Genomic DNA, 17,561 nt, shown 5'->3' on the forward strand with positions numbered 1-17,561 from the left:
CATCGTGTGCCAGCTGTATCGGCTCTGATCAGCTCTTCCGGGCTGTTCAAGGTTGACACAGAATCATGAGGATTTCCTCACGTTCAAATACCGCCGGGGTGTCACAGGCGTGCATCGGAGAAATATCGCGTGATGTCTCTCACAGCCCTCCCGTGAAGTGACCGGTGAGTAGATCGCGTCCGTGCTGGACGAGGGCGGTGCGAGGACGTCCAAGAACCTGAGGAAAGCCTCATATTAATCGTTATCAATCTGTTACCACCTTGACGAAGTCCCAGGTTCATGCAGGTCCGCGCCCCCGAACCCGGGTCCGCGACCAGCGAAACCGAACCTGTCGGACCCTCGCACTAATGTTCGAATCCAGGAACAGCCGACAGCCATTCTCCGGGGGGAAGAAATGAGCACAGCCCACGTCCGCGCCCTACTCGATCATGTCGACGCGAAGCTGCCACGAGAGTCGTGGCCGCACTGGACGGAGGGCTGGCCGCACGAGATCGAAGCCGGTCTGCTCGATGCCGCGTTCTCCGCCCGCGCCACGTACGGCACGCCCACCACGGGGGTCCGCGCCGTCATCACCCGCTGGCGCGATCACCGGGCCGCACCTCTCGACGACCTCACGGCGCTCGCCGCGCACGCCGACGAACCCGAAGGCCTCCTGGCCGTCCTGAACAACCGGCAGCGAGTACCGGGGAACTACACCACCAAGGCCGAGGCCGTCGCCTCGGCGGCACGCTCGCTCACCGAGCTGGGCTGCACCACCTCGGCGGATCTCCGCGACGACGAGGCCCAGCGGAACGCGATCGTCGGGGTGCCCGGGTTCGGTGCCGCCACCTGGGAGTGCCTCGCCATGCAACTCGGCATCCGCACCGCCGAATCTCACCGCCTGGTGTGCGAGTTCCTCCGCGAGGCGCTCGATCTCGAAGCACCCCCATCGACGGCAGACGCCGAACACCTCGTCGCCTCCGCAGCAGTGCGGCTCGAGATCACGCCCGCCACCTTCACCCACGCCGTCTGGCGGCACCAGCGCGCGCAGCGGCGGGTGGCAAGTGCGAGATGAAGTACACGCGAGAAGCGCTCGAGCAGGCGGTCGCGGAATCGACGAGCGTGGCCGGCGTCATGCGCTACCTCGGCCTGAAACCCGCGGGTGGGACACACGCTCACCTGAGTCGACAGATCAAGAGGTTCGGAATCGATACGACGCACTTCACCGGGAGCGCACACACCAAGGGCAAGCCGGCTCGCAATCGCATGTCGTGGGAGGAGATTCTCGTGGAACGACCACCAGGTAGCGCACGAGTGAAACCACATCTGTTGCGCCGGGCCCTGATCGAGGCCGGGGTCGAATACAAATGTGTTCTCTGCGGCCTCGGCGACGACTGGTGCGGAAGCCCCTTGACTCTGCACGTCGACCACATTGACGGTGATCCCCTCGACTCACGTTTGCATCAGATCCGGTTCCTCTGCCCCAATTGTCACAGTCAGACACCGACGTGGGCCGGCCGAAATCGCTGGACACAGGGTGGTGAGCACACAGGCTGATCCGAGGATGGGCTCCTGTCGAGGTGTGGCGTAGTCTGTCCTCGCGCGCGAGTGGCGGAATGGCAGACGCGCCACACTTAGGATGTGGTGTCCAACGGACGTGGGGGTTCAAGTCCCCCCTCGCGCACTTCTCGGGTTTCCCTGCCGATTCGGCGGCCCTGTTTCGCTTGGATCGACGGCTCGTCGTGCGCCTCCGGCGGCTGTGACCGCCGCCATAGCGGCAACCTCTCCTAGCAGCGCATTCAGCGATTCAGGTACCGTCGTTACGTGTCCGGTAACCGTAAGCAACGCCGCCCCGCGCTGATCCTGTTGGTGGTCGTCGGGGCTGTCGGATGCCTCGCACTCGGCTGGTGGCAGTGGACACGTTTCGAAGCGGTGGGCGGGACCGGCCAAAATCTCGGCTACGCATTCCAGTGGCCCCTGTTCGCGGCGTTCCTCGTCTACGCCTATCGGCGATTCGTGCAGCTCGAGGACGCCGAACCGGCCGACCCCGCCGACGTCCCGGATGCTCCCACCGAACTGCGGGAGATCCCGGCCGACGTCTTGCCCCCTCGCCCCTCGGTGGCCGAGGACGACGACCCGGACGACCTCGAGAGCCGGCAGATTTCGCAGTACAACCAGTACCTCGCCGAGCTGTCTGCTCGCGAGACCGATAGGAGCACCACGTGAGCACGGGCCAAGACGAAACGACTGCCGGTTCGGTCGCAGACACCGCGAAGCAGAAGAAGATCGCCCCCGCGCTCCTGCGCTACCGCGTCCTCGCCTACGCCACCGGTGTGTGGCTGCTGGTCCTCACCGCAGAGATGGTGGCCAAGTACATCTTCAAGGTCGACGACCTGCCCAGCTGGATCGCCGTGGTCCACGGCTGGGTGTACTTCGTCTACCTGCTGGTGACGCTCGACCTGGCGGTCAAGGTGCGCTGGCCCGCGGGCCGGACGGTCGGAACGCTACTCGCGGGCACCATTCCGTTCCTGTCGTTCTACGTGGAGCACCAGCGGACCAAGCAGGTCCGCCGCGACTTCGGTCTCTGACCGAACCGGTCGGCTCTCTCACATGATGACCGGCTGCCCGGTGATCATCGCGATCACGTAGGTCAGCCAGCCGAGCGGTGTCTGAGGCACCATCATCGGCGACATGTGAACCTCCTCCCGTGAAACGTAGCGACTGTCAGTGCCCGGCGAGCGCCGCCAGGTCGGGGACGAGCTGAACGAGCGCCCGCCCTCGGTGCGAGGACGCGTCCTTCTCCTCGGGTGACAGCTGGGCGGCCGAGCGGGTATCTCCATCCGGCACGAAGACCGGGTCGTAACCGAATCCGCCGTCGCCGACGGGCTCACGGGCGATGCTTCCCCGCCATTCGCCGCGGACCACCGATTCCTCGCCGCCGGGCACCACGAGCGCGCACGCCGAGACGAACGCCGCTCCCCTGCGGTCGTCGGGCACGTCACCGAGCTGAGCCAAGACCAGGGCGGTGTTCGCGGGATCGTTTCCGTGCGTGCCCGACCACCGGGCGGACAGGACTCCGGGCATGCCGTTCAGCGCATCCACCTCGATTCCGGAATCGTCTGCCACACAGGGCATTCCGGTTGCGGCGGCACCGTCGCGCGCTTTCGCCAGGGCGTTCTCCTCGAACGTCGCACCCGTTTCGGGGGCCTCGGGGTACTCGGGTACGGCCTCGAGCCCGACCAGTTCGATTCCGTCGACACCGGCCGCCGCGAGCACCCGATGCAGTTCCCGGAGTTTCTTCGCGTTGCGGCTGGCCACCAGCACCCGTGTGGTTTCCGGCACCGATCTAGCCCCCGAACTTCTTCTTCGACGTCTCCGGGACCTTCGGCTCCGGAAGCGCACCGGGGTAGGGCAGTTCGAGTGCGGCCTTCTGGATCTCGAACAACTGCTCGCACCCTGCGAGCGCGGAGTCCAGCAGTTTGTCGAGCGTGCTCCGCGGGAACGTCGCGCCTTCGCCGGTGCCCTGGATCTCGACGAGGGTGCCCGTGTCGGTGGCCACGACGTTCATGTCGACCTCGGCGCGCGAGTCCTCCTCGTACGGCAGGTCGAGGCGCACACGGCCGTCGACGACGCCCACGCTCACCGCGGCGATGCCACAGGAGATCGGCTGGGGGTCGGCGAGGCGGCCGGCGGCGCGGAGGTAGGTCACCGCGTCGACGAGGGCCACATAGGCGCCGGTGATGGCGGCAGTGCGGGTTCCGCCGTCGGCCTGCAGCACGTCGCAGTCGAGGGCGATGGTGTTCTCACCGATGGCGGCGAGGTCGATGCAGGCACGGAGGGAGCGTCCGACCAGCCGGCTGATCTCCTGGGTTCGTCCACCGACCTTGCCCTTGACGGACTCTCGGCCGCTGCGGGTGTGGGTGGCGGCGGGCAGCATGGCGTATTCGGCCGTCAGCCAGCCGAGTCCGGAGCCCTGACGCCAACGGGGAACACCGTCCTCGACGCTGGCTGTGCACATCACCCTGGTGTTTCCGAATTCCACCAGCACCGATCCCGCGGGATGAGTGGTGAAGCCCCGGGTGATCTTGACCTCGCGGAGTTCGTCGTCCGCCCTACCGTCTTCTCGTGTGGTCACGGCAGAGAGCCTAGTCGCCCCCGCCCGGGGCGCGGGCACACGGCTTCAGACGGTGTAGACGCCGCCCGCGGACACCGCGTGCACGGGGCCGGAGAATTCGGCCTTGGCCTCGGCGATGACGTCTTCGCGGGACGTCCACGGCGGTATGTGGGTGAGCAGCAGTTCGGCGACACCGGCGCGGTGTGCGACCTGACCGGCCTCGGTCCCCGAGAGGTGGATCCCTTCGGGCCGGTCCGGGCTGTGCGTCCACGACGCCTCGGCGAGCAGGACGTCGGCCGCGCGGGCGAGGTCGATCACTTCGTCACACATGCCGGTGTCGCCGGTGTAGACGAGGGTGCGCCCGGCGCCGTTGGTCAGGCGGAACCCGTACGCCTCGGGCGGGTGGTTGACCCTGCGCGCGGTGATGGTGAGGTCGCCGAACGTGACCGGTTCGCCGTCGGTCCAGTGGTGCAGGTCGATCGTGTCGGAGATGTCGTCGATGTCGCCGCCGCACTCCGCGGACGCGACGCCGATCCGGCGGGCGGTGTCGGACGGGCCGTAGACGAGTGCGCGCCCCTTCGGCGGGTGCGGATGATAGCGACGCCAGACGAGCAGTCCTGGGAGGTCCAGGCAGTGGTCCGCGTGCAGGTGGCTGAGGAGGACGGAGACCTCGCCGGGATCGGCGAACCGCTGGAGCGCACCGAGGACACCGGGTCCGAAGTCGAGTACCAGCGGCGGTGTGTCCGGCGCGGTCAACAGATAACCCGATGCAGGTGAGTCTGGTCCGGAGACGCTCCCTGAACACCCCAGGACGGTAATGCGCATACCCGCCATGCTGCCACGACGACCCGTTTCGGAAAAAGCTTCCGACGGAATTGGCGCGTCGACCTCACAACCGATGGGGAACTGTGACCTGACCATGGCGATCTACCGCGGATCCGCCGCCGTTACCGTTCCCATGCCTCTTCGAGGACTTGGACCTGTGGGTCGTAGGTGCCGGTCGAGAGGTACTTCCATCCGGCGTCGGCGACCACGAACGCGATGTCGGCCCGCTGTCCCGTCTCGACGGCGTACCGCGCCACGTCGAGTGCAGCATGGAGATTGGCGCCGGTGGAGGTGCCGGCGAAGATTCCCTCGACGTCGATCAGTTCGCGGGTGCGCTGGATCGCCTCGGTGTGGCGTACCCGGAATCGCCGGGTGAGTACCGATTCGTCGTACAGTTCCGGAACGAATCCCTCTTCGATGTTGCGGAGGCCACACACCATTTCGCCGAAGCGTGGTTCCGCGGCCACGATCTCGATGCCGTCGACGTGCTCGCGGAGAAACCGGCCCGTACCCATCAGTGTCCCGGTGGTGCCGAGCCCGGCCACGAAGTGGGTGATCTCGGGAAGATCCCTCAGGATCTCCGGCCCCGTGGTCTCGTAGTGCGCCATCGCGTTGGCCGGGTTGCCGTACTGGTAGAGCAGCACCCAGTCCGGATTCTCGTCCGACAGTCGCCTCGCGACGGCGACGGCCTCGTTGGAACCACCGGCGGCGGGAGAGTCGATGATCCGGGCGCCGAACATCGTTAACAGCTGGCGGCGCTCCATCGACGTGTTCTCGGGCATCACGCAGATCAGCTGGTAGCCCTTCAGTTTGGCGGTCATCGCCAGAGAGATACCGGTGTTGCCGCTGGTCGATTCGAGTATCGTCGCACCGGGAGTGAGACGGCCGTCCCGTTCTGCTTGCTCGATCATGCGTAGCGCCGGGCGATCCTTGATCGAACCGGTGGGATTGTGATCCTCGAGTTTGGCCCACAACCGCACCGGGCTGCTGCCGTTCCAGCGTGGCGACAGCCGGGGCAGGCCGACCAGAGGTGTGTTCCCGAGAGTGTCGATGTACGAATCGAACCTTGCCACGGCAGCGATCAGCCTCCCGTGACTACACAGCGAACGGACGGACACTCACCGTCGACGTCGGGGGTCGAAACTGTGACAGCCATGATCAACTCCTGAGGGTGCGGTGGGGTGCGGCGACGGAGATCCGCCGCTGGGGACGCCCGGACCTCGGCGGCACGGCGTGTGCGCGAACCGCGAGTTCGACCACCTCCACCGGCCCTCCGTGACGACACTGTCGACAGCTCTGAACTACGCAGTACCTGGGTGCCCGAATCTCGGGTGGAGCCTACCAGCAGGCCCTACTCGCAGCGGTCGGATGCGCGGTACACGCCGGTGCATCGCACGCGCCTCACCCCGGGGGGATCACCCGAACGATTGTGGCCCCACTGCTTTCCGTGCCCGCTGCTTCCTGGCGTCCGCGGAGAGCAGCCAGGCTGCGACGACACCGCCGACGGCGCCGAACAGATGGCCCTGCCAGGACACACCGGGAGCGCTGGGGAGCACACCCCACAGCAGGCTGCCGTAGACGACGAACACCACCACACCCACGAGGATCTGGCCGAGGCTGCGGGCGAAGATTCCCCGGACCAGCAGGTAGGCGAGCCAGCCGAAGATCAGGACGGAGGCGCCGATGTGGTTGGAATAGGATCCGCCGGTCAACCAGGTGCCCAGACCTCCGACCACCCAGACGATCCCGGTGGCGGCGAGGCCGCGGGCGATGCCCGACAGCAGCACGAGGAACCCGAGGACCAGCAGCGGGACGGTGTTCGCGAACAGGTGCGCCCAGTCGTCGTGCAGGACCGGGGCGAACAGAATCCCCCACAGCCCGTCGATGGAGCGCGGCCCGACGCCGTTCTCTTCGAGTCGCTCGTCGGACGCCACGTCGACGATCTCGATGACGTACAGCAGCATCGTGAAGGTGCCGATGAGGATTGCGGACTGCAGCCACAGCGGCTTCGACTTCGACGCGGGCGCCGGCTTCGCGCCACCCCTCGGCACCGGTGAGTCGAATCGCGAGGAGTCGAACGACGACGTCATGATCCACACACCCCTGCCGTCATGCCCACAACTGCCCTTCCAGTGCTTCTTCTGCTTCCTCGACCGTACCGCCGTATGCGCCGGTCGACAGATATTTCCATCCGCCGTCGGCGACGATGAACGCGATGTTCGCCGCGCGTTCGGCCTTGACGGCCTTGCGCGCCACCCCCAGCGCGGCGTGGAGGATCGCGCCGGTCGAGATGCCCGCGAAGATGCCTTCGTTGTCGATCAGTTGCCGGGTGCGGCGGACGGCGTCGGCGGGGCCGACGGAGAACCGCGAGGTGAGGACGGATTCGTCGTACAACTCGGGGACGAAGCCCTCGTCGATGTTGCGGAGGCCGTAGACGAGTTCGCCGTAGCGGGGCTCGGCGGCCACGATCTCGATGCCGTCGACGTGTTCGCGGAGGTAGCGCCCCACACCCATCAGGGTGCCGGTGGTGCCGAGGCCCGCGACGAAGTGGGTGATCTCGGGAAGGTCGCGCAGGATCTCGGGGCCGGTGGTCTCGTAGTGCGCCAGCGCATTCGCGGGATTGCCGTACTGGTACAGCATCACCCAGTCGGGATGCTCCGCGGACAGCTCCTTGGCCACGGCCACAGCCTGATTCGAGCCACCGCGCGCGGGCGAGTCGATGATCTGCGCACCGAACATCGTCAGCAGTTGCCTGCGTTCCACGGACGTGTTCTCGGGCATCACGCAGATCAGGTGGTAGCCCTTGAGTTTCGCGGCCATCGCGAGCGAGATCCCGGTGTTCCCGCTGGTCGGTTCGAGGATCGTGGCGCCGGGTGTCAGGGTGCCGTCGTTCTCGGCCTGCTCGATCATGCGGAGGGCGGGCCGGTCCTTCACCGAACCGGTGGGGTTGCGGTCCTCGAGCTTCGCCCACAGGCGGACCGGCGCAGCACCGTTCCAGCTGGGAGACAGGCGGGGCAGCCCGACGAGGGGTGTGTCGCCGAGGGTGTCGATCAGCGAATCGAACCGCGCCACGGCCGCGATCAGCCTCCGGCGACGGCGGGCAGGATCGTCACGGAGTCCCCGTCGGCCACCTCGGTGTCGAGTCCGCCGGAGAATCGGACGTCCTCGTCGTTGACGTACACGTTGACGAAGCGATGCAGGCGGCCGTCGTTGATCAGGCGGTCCTTGATGCCGCCGTAGTTGCCGTCGAGGTCGTCGATGACGGCGGAGAGTGTGGGACCTGTTGCCTCCACCCGCTTTTCACCGCCGGTGTGGGTACGCAGGATGGTGGGGATCGAAACTGTGACAGCCATGGTCGGCTCCTCGAGATGTGGGTGTCTTACCTGCCGCGGGCCCGTCGCGAGGGACGGCACCGTCACTTGTCGGGGATGTCTGCCACGGACGTGTGGGCAAACTTGTAGCTCTGGACCACGTCGACGGGTTCCTCGGTGACGACACCGTCGACGATGCGGTAGCTGCGCAGTTCGTGGACTTCGGGGTCGCGGGTGGAGATCAGCACGTAGTGGGCGTCCGGTTCGGATGCGAAGGAGATGTCGGTCCGGCTCGGGTACGCCTCGGTGGCGGTGTGCGAGTGGTAGATCACGACCGGCACCTCGTCGGCGTCGTCCATCGCCCGCCACACCTTCAGTTGCTCACCCGAGTCGAAACGGTAGAACGTGGGCGAACGCTCGGCGTTGATCATCGGGATGTGCCGTTCGGGGCGGTCGGAGCCGTCCGGCCCGGCGATGACCCCGCACGCCTCGTCCGGGTGGTCGGCGCGCGCGTGCGCGACCATCGCCTCGACGAAGTCCGATCGAATCACCAGCACGTCATCCACCTCCGTGAGCGCCATCCTAGGTGCGCACCGGCGAGTCGGCCACCGACCGGCCGGTACCTCAGGAACGCGTACCTCAGGAACGCGTACCTCAGGAACGCGTACCTCAGGAACGCAGTGCTGAAGGGAACAGTTCGCGGTAGGTGGGAATTCCCGCGACGGGGGTGGCGCTGAGGACGGCGTCGACGATGGCCTTCTCCACCACTTCGGCGGCCGCGGTGCAGACGGCGTCGACGACGGGCAGATCGGGCGGGAACGCGTCGGGCACTCCCGCCGGATGGTGGACCGGGTGGATGCCGGTGGAGAGCGCGAAGATCGTGTCGCCGTCGAGCGGCGAATGCGCCGGCCGGATCGCGCGGGCCAGCCCGTCGTGACCGGCGACGGCGACGCGGCGTAGCGCCGCCTTGCCCAGGACGGCGTCGGTCGCGACGACCCCGATGGTCGTGTTGAGGACGGTGCTCTTGGCGATCAGTTCGCGCGCCGCCGACACCTCGGCGGCGACGGGGGGTCTGAGCCCGAAAGCGGCTGCACCCACGGTGGCGACACCCCACGGCAGTCCGGTCGCGGGATCGAACACGGTTCCGACGGGATTGGCCACCATCAGCGCGGACACCGTGATGCCCTTCGCCGGACCGTCCGTGACGACGACGCTCGCCGTTCCGACACCGCCTTTGAGCGCGCCCGCACGCGCCCCGACCCCGGCGCCCACCGAACCGGAGAGCACGGTGTGCGACGCAGAATCTGCTGCCCGGTAACCGAATTCGGCGGTGGGACGCCTGCGCCAGTCACCGACCGGCAGATCGAAGATCACGGCAGCGGGAACGATCGGGACCACCTGATCGGGCTCCCCCATGGCGATTCCGTGACCGTGCTCCTCGAGCCACCGCATGACGCCGTCGGCGGCGGCGAGTCCGTACGCGCTGCCGCCGGTCAGGACGATCGCGTGCACCTTCCGGACGCTGTGACTGGGGTCGAGGAGGTCCGTTTCCCGGGTGCCCGGTCCCCCGCCACGGACGTCGACCGCACCGGTCGCGCCGTGCGGCGCGAGGACCACGGTGCATCCGGTGGCGGCGCCGCGTCCGAGCGCGGCGTCCGCGTCGAGTTCGTGGTGGTGCCCGACGCTCAGGCCCACCACATCGACGAGCGAATCGGTGCGGCCCGGCGTCGTGGCCGTCACGGTGCGAGCGCCTGAACGAGCGAGTCCTGCATCCAGGTCAGCCAGTGGTAGATGTCGAGGTGCGGTGCGCGGGGATCGGCGGGATCGAGTTCGTCGGGCGTGTCGGCGTCGATGCCCAGGTTGGTGCCCAGTGCCAGCCGCACGTCGTTGAGACCGCTGAGCCAGGCGTCGGCCTGTTCCCGCGTGAGCAGCACCTTGCCGCCGTTCTCGGGCACCGTGTGGAGAATGACCGAGCCCGCCGCCAGTTTGGCGTCGATGATCTCCGGTTCGTGGAGTCCGCGCAGCGCACCGTTGATGTCGGCCTTCGATTCGGCGCGGATCTCGTCGTCGTCCGGCGCGTCCATGTCGGGACGGTGGAAGTCGGGCAGCAGCCGCGCGAGGACCTCCTCGTCGGGTGCCGCCGTGTTGCCGGTCCGCATCCCGGTGAGCGCCGCGAGTTCGTCCTCCGGGGCGGACGCGGCCCGCTCCTCGAGGAGACCGAGGACGGAGGCGACCAGCGATCGCAGCACCGTGGCCTCGTGCGCGTCCATCTCCGAACGCAGCTTCACACCGCCGAGCGAGTTCTTCCTGCTCCACATCCGCACGTCGTGTACCGAGTTCCTTACTGTCCGAACGGAAAGTTAGCTGCCGTCGCGCTGCATCGTGGCCCACAGGCCGGCCGCGTGCAGCTTGCGTACATCGTTTTCGACCTTGTCCCGGGAGCCGCTCGACACCACGGCCTTCCCCTCGGAATGGACCTGCATCATCAATTCCGTGGCCTTGGCTTTGCTGTACCCGAAGAGCTTCTGGAAAATGTAGGTGACGTAGTGCATCAAATTCACCGGATCGTCCCACACGACGGTGACCCAGGGACGATCATTGGCTTCATCGATCTCGGCGACCTCCGACTCTGCAGGGGTGACCTGCGGCGATGCCGGCATGGCATCCACGAATGGAGCTGTCGTCGAGCAATGAGCCATGACACCAGGGTACGACGCTCCTCCACTGGGCGACACCGCGGCTTACAGTGGCCGGGTGTCCAGAGACAGCACCGCCTTGTTCACCGACCAGTACGAGTTGACGATGCTGTCGGCCGCCCTCGCCGACGGTTCCGCCCACCGACGCTGCAGTTTCGAGGTGTTCGCCCGCCGGCTCCCCGACGGCCGCCGGTACGGAGTCGTCGGCGGCACCGCCCGTCTGGTTGCCGCGCTGTCGAACTTCCGCTTCGGCGAGCAGGAACTCGCGATCGTGTCCCGCTTCCTCGACGAGGCGACGGTCGCGTGGCTGCGTGACTATCGCTTCAGCGGGGACATCGACGGCTACCGCGAGGGCGACTTCTACTTTCCCGGTTCCCCGATCCTCTCCGTCCGTGGAACGTTCGCCGAATGCGTCCTGCTCGAGACGCTGAGCCTGTCGATCCTCAACCACGACAGCGCGATCGCGTCCGCCGCCGCCCGCATGGTCAGCGCCGCCGACGGACGCCCCATGATCGAGATGGGTTCGCGGCGCACCCACGAGGAATCCGCGGTGGCGGCCTCCCGCGCCGCCTATCTGGCGGGTTTCACGGCCACGTCGAATCTGGAGGCGGTCCGCAGGCACGGAGTGCCCGGTGCGGGTACCAGCGCGCACGCGTTCACCCTGTTGCACACCACCCCGGACGGGCCGGACGAGGCGGCGGCGTTCCGCGCGCAGGTCGCGGCACTCGGAGTCGGGACCACGCTTCTCGTCGACACGTACGACATCACCGAGGGCGTCAGGACCGCCGTCGAGGTGGCGGGCCCCGGACTCGGGGGTGTCCGGATCGACTCCGGCGATCTGGGTGTGCTGGCCCGGCAGGTCCGCAGGCAACTCGACGACCTCGGTGCGACCGGGACGAAGATCGTCGTCTCCGGCGACCTCGACGAATACGCCATCGCCGCGTTGCGCGCCGAACCGGTCGACGTCTACGGCGTCGGCACGTCCGTCGTCGTCGGCTCCGGCGCGCCGACCGCCGGAATGGTCTACAAACTCGTCGAGGTGGACGGCATCCCCGTCGAGAAGAGAAGCAGCAACAAGGCGTCGCGGGGCGGCACCAAGCGGGCGTTGCGATTCGCCCGGGACACCGGAACCCTGGTCGAGGAGGTCGTGTACTCGGCCCACTCGGACGCACCCGGCTCGGCGGGCCTCGAGGCGCGGGAACTGCTGGTCCCGCTGTTGCGGGGCGGTGAGACCGTCTGCGACACGACTACCCTGGAGGACAGCAGATCCCTCTTGGCGGCGGGCCTCGTCAGCCTGCCCTGGGAGGGCCTGAAGCTCTCCCACGGCGAGCCCGCGATCCCGGTGCGCTTCGCCGAACCCGAACCCAGGAGGGCACCATGACCGACATCGAGAACACCGACCTCCGGCGGGCGCTGCTCGTGGTCGACGTCCAGAACGACTTCTGCGAGGGCGGCTCCCTCGCCGTCGACGGCGGTTCCGCGGTCGCGGCCGCGATCAGCCGCTTCCTGGCGTCGAACGAGTACGACGCCGTCGCGGCCACGATCGACCACCACATCGACCCGGGCCACCATTTCTCCGACGAACCGGACTACGTCGACACGTGGCCGGTGCACTGCAAATCGGGAACGTCCGGCGCGGACTTCCACCCCGACCTCGACCTGAGCGGCATCGAATCGGTGTTCTCCAAAGGCGAGTTCTCGGCGGCCTACTCGGGCTTCGAAGGCAGGAACTCCGACGGCCAGAGCCTGGAGAAATGGCTGCGTGCGGCCGGAGTCACCGAGGTCGACGTGGTGGGGATCGCCACCGATCACTGCGTGGTCGCGACGGCGCTCGACGCCGTGGCCGCCGGGTTCCCGACGCGCGTCCATCTCCCCCTCACCGCCGGTGTCGCCCCCGCGACCGTCGAGGCCGCGATCACCGCGATGCGGGCCGCCGGGGTGCGCCTCGTGGGCCGCGACTCGGACACCCCCTCGGACCGCGTGACGATTTCTGACGTAGGTCCCGAGTAACCTGCTCGGGTGCCTGAAAACCTCCCCAACGTCCCCGAGCTGTTGCGCACGGCGGTGCGGTCGCTGGGCGGTGCCGAGCGGTCCAACCAGCTGACCATGGCTTCCGCCGTCGCGCATTCGATCGATACCGGGGAGCATCTGGCCGTCCAGGCCGGGACGGGCACCGGCAAGTCCCTCGCCTACCTGGTGCCGAGCGTCCGGCACGCGGTGCAGAGCGGAAAGACGGTCATCGTCTCGACAGCCACCATCGCACTGCAGCGTCAGCTGATCGACCGTGACATGCCGCGGCTCGCGGACGCGCTCGAGGGTTCGCTCGGCCGGCGACCGCACTTCGCGATCCTCAAGGGCCGCAACAACTATCTGTGCATGAACAAGATCCACACCGGGTCCGCCGAAGAGCCTCCCACGGACGAGCTGTTCGACCCGTTCGCGGTGTCGCGGCTCGGACGCGAGGTCCAGCGCCTCACCGAGTGGTCCTCGGACACCGAGACCGGCGACCGCGACGACCTGGCCCCCGGAGTCAGCGACAAGGCGTGGCGCCAGGTCAGCGTCACCGCCCGGGAATGCCTCGGCAAGTCCCGGTGCCCGGTCGGCGAGGACTGCTTCGCCGAGCGCGCCCGCGCGGAGGCCTCTCAGGTCGACGTCGTGGTCACCAACCACGCCCTGCTCGCCATCGACGCCATCACCGGAATCGCGATCCTCCCCGAACACGACGTCGTGGTCATCGACGAGGCGCACGAACTGGTCGACCGGGTCACCAACGTCGCCACCGCGGAGTTGGCGGCGTCGACGATCAGTGCCGCGGCGCGGCGCTGCGCGAAGCTCGTCGAGGAGCAGGACGCGGACCGTCTCGAGGCCGCGGGTGAGGGCTGGGCGGCACTGCTCGAGGAATTGCGGCCGGAACGGTGGGAGGCGCTGCCGCCCGGCGCCGCCCCCGCACTCGCCGCTGTCCGCGACGCCGCGTGGTCGCTGCGCACGGCCATCGGCCCGTCCCGTCCCGGCATGGCGTTGAGCGATCCCGAGGCCGCCGCCGCGCGCAACACCGCACTCGCGTCGGTCGAGGAAGTCCACGACAGCGCCGTCCGCGTTCTCAGCGCCTTCGACGAGCCGGATCCGGCCAAGCGTCACGACGTGGTGTGGCTGGCCGCCGACGACAATCGCGGTTCGATCCGCCGGGTGGTGCGGATGGCGCCGCTGTCGGTCGGCGGGCTGCTGCGTTCCCGGCTGTTCGCCGAATCGACCGTGGTCCTGACGTCGGCGACGCTGACCGTGGGCGGGTCGTTCGACGGTCTCGCGGTCAACTGGGGACTTCCTGCCGAATCGTCAGTCGTGATCGATCCGGCGATGGCCACCGGCTCCGAAGCGCCGTCCGATTCGGGCATGCTCAAATGGAACGCCCTCGACGTCGGGTCGCCGTTCGACCATGCCCGCGCCGGCATCATCTACATCGCGAAGCAGCTTCCGCCGCCGGGCCGGGACGGCCTCTCCCCCGCGTATCTCGACGAGATCGCCGAACTCGTCGAGGCGGCGGGCGGGCGCACGCTGGGATTGTTCTCGTCGATGCGGGCCGCCAAGGCCGCGTCCGAGGCCATGCGCGACCGGCTCGACACCCCGATCCTGTGCCAGGGCGACGACTCGACGGGCGCCCTCGTCCGGGCGTTCGCCGGCGACGAGCCGACATCGCTGTTCGGCACGCTGTCGCTGTGGCAGGGTGTCGACGTGCCGGGCCCGTCCCTGAGCCTCGTGATCCTCGACCGCATCCCCTTCCCCCGCCCCGACGACCCGTTGCTGGTCGCCCGGCAGAAGGCCGTCGAGTCGCGCGGCGGAAACGGGTTCCTCTCCGTCGCAGCCAATCACGCGGCGCTGCTGCTCGCCCAGGGTGTGGGACGTCTGCTGCGCAGCGTCGACGACAAGGGTGTGGTGGCCGTCCTCGATCCGCGGCTCGCCACCGCCCGCTACGCCGGGTACCTTCGGGCCTCGCTGCCTCCGTTCTGGGAGACGTCCGATCCGGAAGTCGTGCGTAAGGCACTGGGGCGGATCCGCGATTCGCGCCCCTGAACCGCGGCCGCGCACTGAGTCGGACAGCGACGGGGTGCGCACCTATGCTCGACCGATGGACCTTGCGATCTCAGTCCGCGGACTCACCAAGAAGTTCGGCGAAGTCCTCGCCCTCGACGGCCTCGATCTGGAGGTGAAGTCGGGCGAGGTGCACGGATTCCTCGGACCCAACGGCTCGGGCAAGTCCACGACCATCCGGGTGCTCCTCGGCCTCCTGCGCGCCGACGGCGGTTCGGCGTCCGTTCTCGGTTCCGATCCGTGGCAGGATTCCGTTCCTGTGCATCGGCGACTGGCCTACGTTCCGGGGGATGTGAACCTGTGGCCCAATCTGTCCGGCGGCGAGGCGATCGACCTTCTCGGGCGGCTGCGCGGCGGACTCGATCCGGTCCGTCGAGCGTCGCTGATCGAGCGGTTCGAACTCGACCCCACCCGCAAGGGCCGCACCTATTCGAAAGGCAACCGGCAGAAGGTCGCTCTCGTGGCTGCGCTCGCCGCCGACACCGAACTCCTCATCCTCGACGAGCCGACGTCGGGCCTGGACCCGTTGATGGAAGCGGTGTTTCAGGAGTGCATCACCGAATTCGCCCGCGAAGGACGCACGGTGCTGTTGTCCAGCCACATCCTCGCCGAGGTCGACGCGCTGTGCCACGCCGTCACCATCATTCGCGCGGGTAAGACCGTGCAGGCGGGAACGCTGTCCGAACTGCGCCATTTCACCCGCACCACGGTGACGGCGACCACCCGGATCAAGCCCACCCCCATCGCGAATGTCCCCGGCGTGCACAACCTGCAGAAGGGTGAGGACGCGAACACGGTGACGTTCGACGTCGATTCCGATCAGATCGATCCGGTCATGACCACGCTGACGGGGCTGGGCATCATCTCGATCACCGCCAACCCGCCGACGCTCGAGGACCTGTTCCTCCGCGAGTACCGCGACGAGGTCGAGGCACTCGGGATCGGACGGCCGCAGTGAGTCGACTGAGCGGAACGGGTGTGCTCGCCGAACTGGCGGTGCGCACCGACCGGGTCCGGATTCCGGTGTGGACGGTCGCGGTGGCGGGCCTCACCGTCCTGATCGCGTCGAGTTACTCGACCATCTACCCGACCGCCGAATCACGGCAGGCCCGTGCCGAACTCATCTCGTCGCCGGCAGCCACGGCACTCGCCGGGCCGGGGTACGGGCTGGACGACTACACGCTCGGTGCGATGGTGGCCAACGAGATCGCCGGCATGACGATGGTGGCCGTCGCGATCATGTCGGTGCTGCTGGTGACGCGGCATCTGCGGACGGAGGAGGAGACCGGACGCACGGAACTGGTACGCGCCGGCGTCGTCGGGCGGTATGCGGGAATCACGGCGGGACTGATCTCCGCGGCGCTCGCAAACCTGTTCGTTGCGCTTCTGCTCGTCATCGGGTTGCTCGGTGTGGGTCTGCCTCCGGCGGGTTCGCTGAACATGTCCGCGGGTGTGCTGGTGGTGGGTCTGGTGTTCACCTCGTTGTCGGCGCTGGCGTCCCAGTTCACCGAACACGCCCGCACGGCAAGCGGTGTCGGGATCACCGCGATCATCGTCGGGTATCTGCTGCGGGCAGTGGGCGACGTGCAGCAGGGACACAGCGGGAGCCTGCTGACGTGGGTGTCGCCGATCGGCTGGTCGCAGGCCACCCGCGCCTATGTCGACGAACGCTGGTGGCCGTTGCTGATCGGAATCGTCGCAGCGGCGCTGACCGTCGGGTGCGCATATGCCGCCATCGGTCGCCGGGACGTCGGGGCGGGGCTCCTTCCGCCGCGGGGCGGGCGCGCCGAGGCGTCCCCCCGCCTGACCGGTATCACCGCGCTGGCGGCGCGTCAGCAGCGCGGTCAGATCCTCGCCTGGGGTGTCGGTGTGTTCGCGCTGTCGCTGCCCATCGGTTCACTCGGCAAGCAGATCAGCGATTTCATCGACCAGGATCCCGATCTCGCGCAGCTGCTGCCGGGTGGCGCCGCGGCGGCGGCCGACGGTGCATTCGCCCTGTATCTGGTGTTCCTGGTGGTGATGGCGGCGATGTACGCCGTCGGCGCCGTCGTATCCATCCGTTCCGAGGAATCGTCCGGTCGCGCCGAGGAGGCACTGGCCACCCCCGTGTCGCGGGCGTCGTGGCTCGGTGGACAGCTGGCCGTGATCGCCGCCGCGGCGGTCGCGATCGCGGTGGCGGCGGGGGTCGGCATGGGGATCACCGCGGCGTTCACGCTGTCCGATGCCGGGGCGCTCGGCCGGTTGATCGGCGCGGCCCTGAACTCCGTGCCTGCCGTGCTCGTGATCGTCGGTGCGTGCGCGGCCGTCTACGGCCTGAGTCCGCGCGCGTTGCCGGCGTTGTGGATATTTCTGGGCTACGTTCTCGTCGCCGGAATGTTCGGGGAAGTGCTCCCCGACTGGTTCGGGGTGCTCTCCCCCTTCCACTACACGCCGGCCCTGCCTGCCGAGAGTTTCTCGGCTACTCCCCTCGCGGTTCTGCTGCTACTCGCGGCGGCCCTGTTCCTCGCGGCGGTCACCGGATTCCAGCGCCGGGACGTCGGCCGGTGACGG

General features: G+C 68.2%; 21 protein-coding genes and 1 tRNA gene. 11 read left to right on the forward strand and 11 right to left on the reverse strand.

Annotated elements, in window-relative coordinates:
* The first annotated feature begins 394 nt into the window (after nucleotides 1-394).
* The 5 genes from ACNJ7E_RS23925 (at nucleotide 395) to ACNJ7E_RS23945 (ending at nucleotide 2,567) form a co-directional block, all read left to right on the forward strand.
* Entirely contained in the window at nucleotides 395-1,054 is a 660-nt protein-coding gene (locus tag ACNJ7E_RS23925; protein WP_418341116.1) for a DUF8548 family protein, read from the forward strand.
* Nucleotides 1,051-1,536 (forward strand): HNH endonuclease signature motif containing protein, encoded by a 486-nt coding sequence (locus tag ACNJ7E_RS23930; RefSeq protein WP_061699027.1) that lies wholly within the window; start codon nucleotides 1,051-1,053, stop codon nucleotides 1,534-1,536. Before ACNJ7E_RS23925 ends, ACNJ7E_RS23930 begins: the two co-directional genes overlap by 4 nt.
* 45 nt (nucleotides 1,537-1,581) lie before the next feature.
* Nucleotides 1,582-1,663 (forward strand) — tRNA-Leu (locus tag ACNJ7E_RS23935).
* 140 nt (nucleotides 1,664-1,803) lie between these two features.
* Nucleotides 1,804-2,205: a hypothetical protein gene (locus tag ACNJ7E_RS23940; RefSeq protein WP_005248296.1), complete on the forward strand. Its 402-nt coding sequence runs from the start codon at nucleotides 1,804-1,806 to the stop codon at nucleotides 2,203-2,205.
* Entirely contained in the window at nucleotides 2,202-2,567 is a 366-nt protein-coding gene (locus tag ACNJ7E_RS23945; protein ID WP_418341117.1) for a DUF3817 domain-containing protein, read from the forward strand. Before ACNJ7E_RS23940 ends, ACNJ7E_RS23945 begins: the two co-directional genes overlap by 4 nt.
* Nucleotides 2,568-2,703: 136 nt before the next feature.
* Here the strand turns inward: ACNJ7E_RS23945 and rdgB are convergent, their stop codons facing one another.
* The 8 genes from rdgB to ACNJ7E_RS23985 form a co-directional block, all read right to left on the reverse strand.
* A complete protein-coding gene (gene rdgB, locus ACNJ7E_RS23950; protein ID WP_283333547.1) occupies nucleotides 2,704-3,321 on the reverse strand; it encodes an RdgB/HAM1 family non-canonical purine NTP pyrophosphatase in 618 nt (205 codons plus the stop codon).
* Between the two features lie 4 nt (nucleotides 3,322-3,325).
* The gene (gene rph, locus ACNJ7E_RS23955) at nucleotides 3,326-4,114 is read right to left on the reverse strand and encodes a ribonuclease PH (protein WP_007296580.1); all 789 of its coding nucleotides are present in this window, start codon (nucleotides 4,112-4,114) and stop codon (nucleotides 3,326-3,328) included.
* Nucleotides 4,115-4,159: 45 nt separating this feature from the next.
* Entirely contained in the window at nucleotides 4,160-4,918 is a 759-nt protein-coding gene (locus ACNJ7E_RS23960) for a cyclic nucleotide-degrading phosphodiesterase (RefSeq protein WP_283333546.1), read from the reverse strand.
* Between the two features lie 122 nt (nucleotides 4,919-5,040).
* Entirely contained in the window at nucleotides 5,041-5,991 is a 951-nt protein-coding gene (locus ACNJ7E_RS23965; protein ID WP_418341118.1) for a PLP-dependent cysteine synthase family protein, read from the reverse strand.
* A gap of 342 nt (nucleotides 5,992-6,333) precedes the next feature.
* A complete protein-coding gene (locus ACNJ7E_RS23970; protein ID WP_011594448.1) occupies nucleotides 6,334-7,008 on the reverse strand; it encodes a rhomboid family intramembrane serine protease in 675 nt (224 codons plus the stop codon).
* A gap of 19 nt (nucleotides 7,009-7,027) precedes the next feature.
* Entirely contained in the window at nucleotides 7,028-7,990 is a 963-nt protein-coding gene (locus ACNJ7E_RS23975) for a PLP-dependent cysteine synthase family protein (protein WP_005262003.1), read from the reverse strand.
* Nucleotides 7,991-7,998: 8 nt separating this feature from the next.
* Nucleotides 7,999-8,271, reverse strand: coding sequence for a MoaD family protein (locus tag ACNJ7E_RS23980; protein ID WP_009474135.1), 273 nt, complete (start codon nucleotides 8,269-8,271; stop codon nucleotides 7,999-8,001).
* A gap of 62 nt (nucleotides 8,272-8,333) precedes the next feature.
* The gene (locus ACNJ7E_RS23985; protein WP_418341119.1) at nucleotides 8,334-8,753 is read right to left on the reverse strand and encodes a M67 family metallopeptidase; all 420 of its coding nucleotides are present in this window, start codon (nucleotides 8,751-8,753) and stop codon (nucleotides 8,334-8,336) included.
* Here ACNJ7E_RS23985 and ACNJ7E_RS23990 point away from each other — a divergent pair.
* Nucleotides 8,742-8,966, forward strand: a complete 225-nt coding sequence (locus ACNJ7E_RS23990; protein ID WP_418341120.1) for a pentapeptide repeat-containing protein — start codon at nucleotides 8,742-8,744, stop codon at nucleotides 8,964-8,966. The two genes, ACNJ7E_RS23985 and ACNJ7E_RS23990, sit on opposite strands and share 12 nt — an antisense overlap.
* On the opposite strand, the gene ACNJ7E_RS23995 is transcribed toward ACNJ7E_RS23990, so the two are convergent.
* Genes ACNJ7E_RS23995 through clpS form a run of 3 tightly spaced genes read right to left on the reverse strand, consistent with a single transcriptional unit; the run spans nucleotide 8,899 to nucleotide 10,928 of the window.
* Nucleotides 8,899-9,969 carry a P1 family peptidase gene (locus ACNJ7E_RS23995; RefSeq protein ID WP_418341121.1) on the reverse strand — a complete coding sequence of 357 codons (1,071 nt, stop codon included), beginning with the start codon at nucleotides 9,967-9,969 and terminating at the stop codon, nucleotides 8,899-8,901. The two genes, ACNJ7E_RS23990 and ACNJ7E_RS23995, sit on opposite strands and share 68 nt — an antisense overlap.
* Entirely contained in the window at nucleotides 9,966-10,553 is a 588-nt protein-coding gene (gene aosR / locus ACNJ7E_RS24000; protein ID WP_283333542.1) for an oxidative stress transcriptional regulator AosR, read from the reverse strand. Before aosR ends, ACNJ7E_RS23995 begins: the two co-directional genes overlap by 4 nt.
* Before the next feature lie 36 nt (nucleotides 10,554-10,589).
* Entirely contained in the window at nucleotides 10,590-10,928 is a 339-nt protein-coding gene (gene clpS / locus ACNJ7E_RS24005; protein WP_039950843.1) for an ATP-dependent Clp protease adapter ClpS, read from the reverse strand.
* On the opposite strand from clpS, the gene ACNJ7E_RS24010 reads away from it, so the two are divergent.
* Genes ACNJ7E_RS24010 through ACNJ7E_RS24030 form a run of 5 tightly spaced genes read left to right on the forward strand, consistent with a single transcriptional unit; the run spans nucleotide 10,927 to nucleotide 17,558 of the window.
* Nucleotides 10,927-12,306 (forward strand): nicotinate phosphoribosyltransferase, encoded by a 1,380-nt coding sequence (locus tag ACNJ7E_RS24010; RefSeq protein WP_418341122.1) that lies wholly within the window; start codon nucleotides 10,927-10,929, stop codon nucleotides 12,304-12,306. The two genes, clpS and ACNJ7E_RS24010, sit on opposite strands and share 2 nt — an antisense overlap.
* Nucleotides 12,303-12,935 carry an isochorismatase family protein gene (locus ACNJ7E_RS24015; protein WP_418341123.1) on the forward strand — a complete coding sequence of 211 codons (633 nt, stop codon included), beginning with the start codon at nucleotides 12,303-12,305 and terminating at the stop codon, nucleotides 12,933-12,935. The genes ACNJ7E_RS24010 and ACNJ7E_RS24015 overlap by 4 nt, the downstream gene beginning before the upstream one ends.
* Before the next feature lie 9 nt (nucleotides 12,936-12,944).
* The gene (locus ACNJ7E_RS24020; RefSeq protein ID WP_418341124.1) at nucleotides 12,945-14,993 is read left to right on the forward strand and encodes an ATP-dependent DNA helicase; all 2,049 of its coding nucleotides are present in this window, start codon (nucleotides 12,945-12,947) and stop codon (nucleotides 14,991-14,993) included.
* 55 nt (nucleotides 14,994-15,048) lie between these two features.
* Nucleotides 15,049-15,969, forward strand: a complete 921-nt coding sequence (locus tag ACNJ7E_RS24025; protein WP_280784726.1) for an ABC transporter ATP-binding protein — start codon at nucleotides 15,049-15,051, stop codon at nucleotides 15,967-15,969.
* A complete protein-coding gene (locus ACNJ7E_RS24030) occupies nucleotides 15,966-17,558 on the forward strand; it encodes an ABC transporter permease (protein ID WP_418341125.1) in 1,593 nt (530 codons plus the stop codon). Before ACNJ7E_RS24025 ends, ACNJ7E_RS24030 begins: the two co-directional genes overlap by 4 nt.
* The last annotated feature ends 3 nt before the right edge of the window (nucleotides 17,559-17,561 follow it).

This window comes from Rhodococcus mengyinensis (assembly GCF_048381435.1).
GTDB classification, from domain to species: domain Bacteria; phylum Actinomycetota; class Actinomycetes; order Mycobacteriales; family Mycobacteriaceae; genus Rhodococcus_F; species Rhodococcus_F opacus_D.